The organism is Acidobacteriota bacterium, assembly GCA_012517875.1.
In the GTDB taxonomy this organism is placed as follows: Bacteria; Acidobacteriota; JAAYUB01; order JAAYUB01; family JAAYUB01; genus JAAYUB01.
Map to the genome: position 1 here is coordinate 1 of JAAYUB010000103.1, position 9,413 is coordinate 9,413.

Annotated in this window: 6 protein-coding genes; all 6 read left to right on the forward strand. The window is 68.5% G+C overall.

Annotation, left to right across the window (positions count from 1 at the left end; translation table 11 throughout):
• The first annotated feature begins 36 nt into the window (after positions 1-36).
• On the forward strand, positions 37-855 hold the full coding sequence (locus tag GX414_11095) for a radical SAM protein (protein ID NLI47640.1): 819 nt from the start codon (positions 37-39) through the stop codon (positions 853-855).
• A complete protein-coding gene (locus tag GX414_11100; protein ID NLI47641.1) occupies positions 852-1,661 on the forward strand; it encodes a 1-acyl-sn-glycerol-3-phosphate acyltransferase in 810 nt (269 codons plus the stop codon). Before GX414_11095 ends, GX414_11100 begins: the two co-directional genes overlap by 4 nt.
• A 123-nt stretch (positions 1,662-1,784) precedes the next feature.
• A complete protein-coding gene (locus tag GX414_11105) occupies positions 1,785-3,359 on the forward strand; it encodes a YifB family Mg chelatase-like AAA ATPase (GenBank protein NLI47642.1) in 1,575 nt (524 codons plus the stop codon).
• Positions 3,360-3,386: 27 nt separating this feature from the next.
• Positions 3,387-4,178 carry a DNA repair protein RadC gene (radC, locus tag GX414_11110; GenBank protein ID NLI47643.1) on the forward strand — a complete coding sequence of 264 codons (792 nt, stop codon included), beginning with the start codon at positions 3,387-3,389 and terminating at the stop codon, positions 4,176-4,178.
• A gap of 86 nt (positions 4,179-4,264) precedes the next feature.
• Positions 4,265-6,577, forward strand: coding sequence for a diguanylate cyclase (locus GX414_11115; protein ID NLI47644.1), 2,313 nt, complete (start codon positions 4,265-4,267; stop codon positions 6,575-6,577).
• A 173-nt stretch (positions 6,578-6,750) separates the two neighbouring features.
• On the forward strand, positions 6,751-9,413 hold a 2,663-nt coding region (locus tag GX414_11120), incomplete at its 3' end, for a hypothetical protein (GenBank protein ID NLI47645.1).

Below are 9,413 nucleotides of genomic sequence, written 5' to 3' on the forward strand. Positions count from 1 at the left end.
GTCGCGGCCGCCGGGCGAGGCCAGCGGATGGATACCATGGTCGCTGCGTCCCCACTGCCCGAGATCCGGTCGGTCACCGTCAAGTCGGTGCTCAGCCGGTCGGGCATCTCCGGGATCGACTACTCGCTGAACCCGTACCTCGGTTGCCTGTTCGGCTGCCGCTATTGCTACGCCGATTTCGTGGCCCGCTACCGCGGCCGCACCGAGCCGTGGGGCACCTTTGTGGACATCAAAAGCAACGCGCCCGAGGTGCTGCGGCGGGAGCTCGGGCGTCGCGTGCCCGGCCGGGTGTCGCTGAGCCTGGTGACCGATCCGTACCAGGGCGTGGAGCGCGAGGCGCGGATCACCCGCCGCTGCCTCGAGGCGCTCGCCGAGGCGCCGGCGTTCGCCGTGAGCGTCCTGACCCGCTCGCCCCTGGTGACCCGCGACGTGGACCTGTTCGGGCGGATGCCGGACGTCGAGGTGGGGATGTCGGTGCCCACCGGCGACGACGCCGTCCGTCGCGTCACCGAGCCCCGGGCGCCGGCCATCGAGGCGCGCCTGGCCGCGCTGCGCCGGCTGAAAGCGGCCGGCGTCCGCACCTACGCCTTCGTGGGGCCCATGCTGCCCATGGACCCGCGTGACCTGGCCCGGCGGCTGCATGGGGCGGTGGACCGGGTGCTGCTGGACCGCCTGAACTACTCGTGGAAAATCCGGGATCTGCTGCGGCGGCCGGGGTGGTCGCGCGTGCTGGCACCCGACTGGCTGGCCGAGGTGCGCGGCGCGTTTGCCGAGGAGCTGACGCCGGCCGGCGTCGCGTGCCACTACGTGGGCCGAGAGGCGCCGCCCGCGGGCGCCGGAGGCGGACGGCCGTGACGCGCGCCCTGCGCTCCCTCTGGATCTGGTTTGTCACCACCGCCTGCCTGGTGATCGGCTGGCCGACCATGTTGATCGTCCGGCTGACGGAACGGGATCCCGCCCGCTACCGCACCGGCTGGACCTTCCGCCGCATCGGCCACGTCATCGGCCGCAGCAACCCGACCTGGCGGCTGCACCTCGGCGGGACGGAGCATATCGGCGATCCCCGCCGGCCGTACGTGGTGGTGAGCAACCACCAGTCGCTGGCGGACATCCCGCTGATCAGCCACGTCCCCATGGAGATGAAGTGGATGGCCAAGGCGTCGCTGTTCCAGGTGCCGCTTCTCGGCTGGATGATGCGTCTGGCCGGCGACATCCCCGTGGACCGTGCCGACCGCCGCTCCGGTGCCCGGGCGCTGCTTGCCGCCCGGCGCACCCTGGCCAACCGCTGCTCAGTGATCTTTTTCCCGGAAGGCACCCGTTCCCGCGACGGCCGGATCGGAGCGTTCAACGAGGGTGCCTTCCTGCTCGCCATCAAGGCCGGCGTGCCCGTCCTGCCCATCGCCGTCGACGGCTCCAGCGACTGCCTGCCCAAACATAGCTGGATGTTCGGCGACGTGCAGGACATCCGCCTCCAGTTGCTGCCGCCGGTGCCGACCGCCGGCCTCGCGCCCCGCGACGCCGGGATGCTGCGCGACCGGGTGCGCGCCGCCATCGTGGCCCAGGTGGCCGCCTGGCGCGGTGTTCCGCCGGCGGACGTGGACGGGTGGCGCGACGGCATCCCGCATAAATCCGCTGGCCAGCGCAATGAGACGTCGGCATAACTTCCAGATCGCCAAGTGATTGAATCGGTCATCTCCTTCCCACGGCGGATATTTCCGACAGATCCGGGAAAGGGCGGCGGCGCTTCCGTTTGATCAGGTGAGAGCGCCGGGAAGGAGGTGGCCGTGCTTTGCCAGGTGATCAGCGCCGCGCTGTATGGCCTCGACGCCCATCCGGTCACGGTGGAGGTGGACATCTGTCCGGGGCCGAAGTCGCGGATGATGACGGTGGGGCTGCCCGACGCGGCCGTGAAGGAGAGCCGCGAGCGGGTGCTGGCGGCCGTTAAAAATTCGGGCTTTCTCGAGCCCGAGGACAACATCACCGTCAACCTGGCGCCCGCCGACCTGCGCAAGGAGGGCTCGGCGTTCGACCTGCCCATCGCCGTGGGGATCATGGGCTCCATGGATGACATCAAGGACCGCGGGCGGCTGACCCGCTGCATGCTGAGCGGGGAGCTGTCGCTGGACGGCACCATCCGGCCCATCCGGGGGGCGCTCTCCATCGCCGTGGCCGCCCGCGACGCCGGTGTGCCCGACCTGATCCTGCCGGTGCAGAATGTGCGGGAGGCCGCGGTGGTGGAAGGTGTGCGGGTGTTCGGCATGAGCCACCTGAAGGACGTGGCGGCGTTCATCGCGGACGACTCCGGGTTCACGCCCGCCGCGGTGGACTGGCAGCGGATCCTGGCCGAGACCAGCACCTACCGGGTGGACTTCGCCGACGTACGCGGCCAGCCCCAGGCCAAGCGCGCCCTCGAGGTGGCCTCGGCCGGCGGCCACAACACCCTCATGATCGGGCCGCCCGGCTCCGGCAAGACGATGCTCGCCCGGCGGATCCCCACCATCCTGCCCAGCATGACCTTCGCCGAGGCCATCGAGACGACGAAGGTGCACTCGGTGGCGGGCACGCTGTCGCGGGACGACGGGCTGGTGGGGCGCCGGCCGTTCCGGGCCCCCCACCACACCATCTCCCACGCGGGCCTCATCGGCGGCGGGATGATCCCGCGGCCGGGCGAGGCCAGCCTGGCCCACAACGGCGTCCTCTTCCTGGACGAACTGCCGGAGTTCCAGCGCCGCGTGCTGGAGGTACTGCGCCAGCCCATGGAGGACGGGATGGTGACCATCGCCCGGGCCACCATGAGTCTGACCTTCCCGGCCCGGTTCATGCTCGTGGCGGCGATGAACCCGTGCCCCTGCGGCTTCTACGGCACCGAGAAATGCCAGTGCCACCTCTCCCAGGTGCACACGTACATGCAGCGCATCTCGGGTCCGCTGATGGACCGCTTCGACATCCAGGTGCACGTGCCCGCCGTCTCCTTCCGCGACCTGCGCGGCCGCGGAGCGGGCGAGCCGTCGGGGACGGTCCGCCAGCGAGTCTGCGCTGCGCGGGAGCGCCAGATGGCGCGCTTCGCCGGAGAGGGGATCTATTGCAACGCCGGCATGAGCTCGGCGCAGATCCGCCGGCACTGCCCGCTGGACGAGGCGGGCGAGCGGCTGCTGGAGCAGGCGATCCAGTCCATGGGCTTCTCGGCGCGCGCCCACGACCGGATCCTGAAGGTGGCCCGGACCATCGCCGACCTGGCCGGGGCGGAGGCGATCACCGCGGAGTGCGTCTCTGAGGCCATTCAGTATCGGAACCTGGACCGCGTGTTCCACTCGGAGATCCTGCTCACCCGGTCCAACGCCGGGCACGGGATTTTCTGAGCGGCGGCCGCGGCAGGGGAGGCGCGCATGGCGGGAGCGGCGAAACCGGGCAGGGCGGCCGAACCGGCCGTCACCGGCGGCAGAGACGGACACCGCGTCCGCCTCCGGGAGCGGTTTCTCGCCGGCGGCCCCGCCGCGCTCGCCGACTACGAACTCCTGGAGCTTCTGCTGCAATTCGCCGTGCCGCGCAAAGACACCAAGCCGACGGCCCGGGAACTGCTGCGCCGGTGCGGCACGCTGGCCGGCGTCTTCCTGCAGCCCCGCAGCGGAACGGCCGACATCGCCGGTCTGGGCCCGTCGTCGCACCTGCTGCTGGCGCTGGTGCGCGCGGTGATGACCCGGGCGCTGGCCGTGGAGCTGCAGTCCGGCTGCCGCATCAGCGCCCCCGAGGACGTCGCGGATTTTGTCCGGCTGGAGCTGGGGCCGCAGCCCCGGGAGTGCGTGCTGGCGATTTTCCTGAACGCCGGCAACGAGCTGGTGCACCTCGACCGGCTCGCTGAAGGCACGGTCAACCAGGCGCCGGTCTATCCGCGCGAAGTGGCCCGGCTGGCGCTGCTCCATGGCGCCACCGGCGTGATCCTGGCCCACAACCATCCCGGCGGCCAGTGCGTGCCGTCCCGCGACGACCTGGATCTGACCCGCACGCTGGGCGACGCGCTGGCCAAACTCGACGTCCACCTGCTGGACCATCTCATCGTCACACCGGCCGGAGTGTACAGCATCACGGCCGGCCGGGAGGTCCGCGGGAGCGCCAGCCGCAGAGACGCCGAGCATGTTCCGACGATTTCTGCAACCGCAGGCCCGGAAATGTCACGATAAAAAGTCAAACCAGTAAAGCATTTGACGCTTCGCCGGAGACCGGGTTACAATATGCCTGCTCGATCGGCTACGGCAGGGGGTTCGGCTTGTCGCGGTGGCATCTTGTACTGATCCTCATCCTGGTTCTGGGCGCAGGCCTCATCACGATCTACGCCAATCTCCGCCTGCATCAATATCCGTTCCTTCCGTTCACCACCCAATGGCAGGGCGACACGCTGGTGGTCACCGAGGCCCCCGCGGGTTCGCCGTTCCAGGCGGGTGACCGGTTCGTCAGCGTGGACGGCCTCGCCGTGGCCGGCATCGGACATCTGTTCTCGCTCAATGATATCGTCCGCGCCGGGTCTTGGCACAACATCCGGGTGGAGCGCGACGGCCGACAGGTCCAGATCGACCTGATACCCGATCCGGTGTTTCCCGATTTCCTGCCATGGGTGGCGCTGGTGGTCAGCCTGGCGGTGCTCGTCATCGCCCTGGGCACCTTCCTGATCAAGCCGGGTGCACCCGCCATCCTGAACTTCGTGGTCGCCCAGGCCGGCCTGGCGGTGCTCATCGGCACCCTGCAGCCGACGGATTACGCCTCCAGCCTGATCTACTGGTTCTTCTTCTTCATCACCCCGGTGCTGTTCTTCCGCCTGCTGGCCATCCTGCCTGAGGAGGAGGCGCTCCGCCAGCAGTTGCAGCCGCGGGTGCAGCAGATGGTGGGGCTGGGCTTGGTGCTGGCGATTGTCGCCATGCTGGTGATCAACATCCGCTACGTGCATCCCGAGACCTACCGTGCTTACCTCGGCGTCATCCGGTTGGCCTGGTGGATCATGATCGGGCTGAACGGCGCGGCGATCATCGCCCTGCTGGTCTACGGGCTGACGGTGCCCATGCGCTGGGTCCGCTCACTGCGCGCCCGTCGCAAGCTGCAGTGGTTTCTGTGGGGGATGGTCGCGGGTATCGGTCCGTTCCTGATCGCCAGCTACATCCCGTTCCAGGTGCTGCGCCTCTTCGACCTGCCGGTGCAGCGGATCATGCTGACCGTGACCACGCCGTTCATGATCCTGGTGCCGCTGTCCACGGCCGTGGCCATCCTGCGGTACCAGCTTTTGGATATCGATTTTCTCATCTGGCGCAGCGTTCGCTTCATCGCCGCCCTCCTGGCGGTGATGCTGGGCGGGACCCTGGCGACCATGGTCATCCTGCGGTGGATCTGGCCCGCGGGGTGGTCGCCGCTGTACGTCTATCTCATCATCCCGGTGATGACCATCCTGACGTTCCCGTACACCGAGCGCCTGATGGCCCGCTTCATCACCCAGCGTTACAAGGAATTCGACTACGACCTGCTCGAGACGATGGAGAAGTACTCCGCCCAGCTTTGCGACACGGTCTCCCGCGAGCAGATCATGAACCTGACCGCCCGCCTGACCCTGCGGTTGCTGACCCCTGAATGGCTGTTGTTCGTCTTCCGCGACCGCGACGGGCGCACCGTGCCCACCCACTGGGTCAACATCCCTGACAGTTTTCTCACCCTGCTGAACCAGAAGCGGTTCGACGACGTGTTCGGACCCGGCGACTCCGACGGCACCACAACGCTGGCCATCAACCCGGTGGTGGCGGACTTCCGGCTGGCGGTGCCCATCCACGCCGCCGGGTGCTCTCGGGGGCTACTGATGCTGGGCCGCAAGAAGGGCGGAGGCGACTACACCGTCAAGGACCAGCGATTCCTGAACATCGTGGCCGACCAGGTGGGCATCGCCCTGCGCAGCATCAACGAGATGGACAACCTGGCCAAGGAGATCCAGGCCAGCGGCCAGGAGAGCCTGAAGTCGTTCTGGGACCGCCTGCAGTCGCTGCGCGTCGAGAAGGACCAGCTGGAAAAGATGGCCATGACCGATCCGTTGACTGGCTGCGGCAACCGGCGGTTCTTCTACAACGCGCTGCAGCGGGAGTGCCACCGGGCGATCCGTTTTGGCGAAACCTTCGGGCTGGCCATGATGGACCTGGATCACTTCAAACAGGTCAACGACGCCTACGGCCACGCTGCCGGCGACCATGTCCTGCGGGAGGTGGCCGAGGTGACCCGCCGGGCGGTCCGGAACACGGACATCCTGTGCCGGTTCGGCGGCGAGGAATTCGTGCTGATTCTCGCCTACGTGGACAAGGAAAGCCTGTACATCGTCTCCGAGAAGATCCGGCAGGCGATCGAAGCGACCACCTTCGCCTACGGCAGCTTCAAGCTGCGGATCGCGGTCAGCATCGGCTCCACCATCGTCTCCGGGCAGCACGGCGTGGTGGATTCCGAACAGGTGGTCAACCGGGCCGACCGAGCCATGTATTTCGCCAAGTACCACGGCCGCAACCAGAGCGTCCTGTACGAGGACCTGCCCCAGGAGTGGAAGTTCATCGAGAGTTGACCACCCGCCGCCGCCGGACGCTTGCCTCCACCGGCGCCTTCGGTTACAATCACTATCAGTCAACACTTTCATCCATCGGTGTGAGTCTGCGCGCATCCGGGACTATCGACCGGCCCGCCGGCGGATCCCGTAGCCGGAAAGCGGGAGGCCGGCGCGCGACAAGGAGGGGCATCATGAGACGGATCACCGCCATCATCGGCTGGATCGCCGTCGGCTGGCTGGCCACCGGGGCGGACGGCGTTCGCGGGCAGGCGATCGTCATCGACCACACCTGCACGGACCTGTCGGCCATCCCGGAGAGCGTCATCAACACGGCCAAGAGCCAGCGCAAGGTCCACTACGCGCACACGTCGCACGGCTCCCAGATCAACACCGGCCTGGAGCTGCTCGAGACCCCTCTCTTTGACGTCGAGATGGGCTGGTGCGAACTGCCGGACACCAGCGGGGCGCTCTGCATCTTCGACGGCCAGGAGACGGGCGATTACATCACCCCGGACCTGTACTGGCAGACCGCCGACGGCCTGGATCTCACCCGCGACGTGCTGGACCACAACGCCGCGCTCAACGCCTCCATGTGGGCGTGGTGCACGCAGCTCGACTACTACAGCTCGGCGGAGGTCCAGGATTATCTCGACGCCATGAGCCAGCTCGAGAGCGAGTACCCGGGCGTCCGGTTCGTCTACTTCACCGGCAACGCCCAGGCCATCGGCGCCGAGGGGTACAACCGGCACCAGCGCAACCAGCAGATCCGCCAATATTGCCAGAACTTCGGCAAGGTGTTGTTCGACTTCGCCGACCTGGACAGCTGGTGGTTCAACCCGGCCACCGACGCCTGGGAGCAGGCGACCTACAGCTACGGCGGCCAGATCATCCCGGTGGAGCATCCCGAATTCCACGGCGACGAAGCAGGACACACCACCTACGACAGTTGCCGCCAGAAGGGGCGGGCGTACTGGTGGCTGATGGCCCGGCTCAGCGGCTGGTCCGGCGCGGGCGAATGCGCCGTCGCGCCGGGCGGCCTGCAGGCGGCGCCCGATCCGGTCCAGCACCGGATCGCCCTGTCCTGGCAGGACAACTCCTCGAACGAGGACAGCTTCATCGTGCAGCGCCAGGTCAATGGCGGCGGCTGGAACAACACCTACCATACCGTGGGTGCCGGCGTCACGGCGTGGACCGACACCGGCCTGTCCGACGGCGCTTACAACTACCGGGTGGTGGCACACCGCAACGACGACGGCACCGGGGCGCCATGCAACTCCGCGCCGTCCAACGAGGCCGGGGCGACGCTCAGCAGCGCGCCGCCGGCTGCGCCGTCGGGACTCACGGCCGCTTCCGGCGCGGCGGGCATCCGGCTGGATTGGGCGGACAACTCGGACAACGAGGACTTCTTCCGGATTGAGCGGGCCGTCGACGGCGGCGATTTCACCCTGTTGGCGGAACCGGCGGCTGATGTCACCGCGTACCTGGACGACGGCGTCACGGAGGGAACCACCTACAGCTACCGGGTGCAGGCCGCCAACGGGTTCGGCGCGTCCGACTGGTCCAACACGGCCGTCGAGACCCACCTCGCCCTGGGCGATATCAACGGCGACGGAGTCGTGAACGTCGTCGATGCGCTGATCCTGCAGCATGTGCTGATCGGCAACATCCCGCCGGGGACCCCGCCCTGCAACTGCCCCGGTTGCGGCGACTGGAACGGCAACGGCGTCCTGGACGTCCGAGACCTGTCCGGGCTGGTGCGTGCGCTCGCCGAGGCCCGCCGGACCGGCGGGATGATCTGCGCGGGGCACATGCCGGAGCTGGTCACCGACCGGGATGTCCGGCAGACGCCGGCGCTGGCCGAGCCAGCCGCCCGGGATCCATACATCGATCCGGTCTTCGACACCTGCGTCGTCCGGCTCACCGACCGCGTGGCCGATCCCGACCCGGGCGACACGTCGGCGGGGCTGGTCCCCGAGTACGCCCGGGTGCAGGCCTTCAACGCCGACGAGACGCGGATCCTGATCCGGGGGACCGACGGCACGGCCTACCTGTACGATGCGGCGACCCTGCAGCCGCAAGGTCTGGTCTGGTACCCGGGAACCGAGCCGCGCTGGGATGCCGACGACCCGAACCGGCTCTACGCCATCGACGAAACCCGCCTGGTGGCGTGCGACGTCGCCACGGGCGAGTGCCAGACCGTGCGCGACTTCGCCGCCGACCTGCCGGGGCACAACCTGGCCACGGTCTGGACTCGCTGGGAGGGGAGCGCGTCGGCCGACGGCCGCTACTGGGCGTTCATGGCCGAAAACACCGACTGGATGGCGGTGGCCCTGCTGGTGTATGACCTGCAGGAGGACCAGCTCGTGGCCGTACGGAACCTGCCCGGCGACCGCGACATCGACAACGTCACCATGAGCCCGTCGGGCAATTACGTGGTCGCGCTGTTCGACGTGTCCTGCGACCTCGGCGAACTGGGCACCGGCGACACTCCGTGCGGCGTCATGGTCTACGACCGCGACCTCCAGAACGCCCGCGGTCTCCACCGGCAGAGCCCTCACGGCGATATCGCACTGGACGTCCTCGGTCGGGAGGTGCTGATCCTCCAGGACCCGGACACCGACGCCATCGCCATGATCGACCTGACCTCGGGAGCCTACACGCCGCTGTGGGCCATCGATTTCAGCCACTCCCCGCAGGGATTCCATTTCAGCGGCCGGGCGTTCCAGCGACCGGGCTGGGCCGTGGTGTCCACCTACGCCGGCGATCATCCAACTGACTCCACCTGGATGGACGACCAGGTGTTCCTGGTGGAGCTGCGGGTCGGCGGCCGGGTGGTGCGCCTGGCCCACAACCA

Bases quoted from the DNA above. Each gene is read 5' to 3' on its own strand.
- GX414_11095 (NLI47640.1), top strand. From the start codon at position 37: ATGGTCGCTGCGTCCCCACTGCCCGAGATCCGGTCGGTCACCGTCAAG.
- radC (NLI47643.1), top strand. From the start codon at position 3,387: ATGGCGGGAGCGGCGAAACCGGGCAGGGCGGCCGAACCGGCCGTCACC.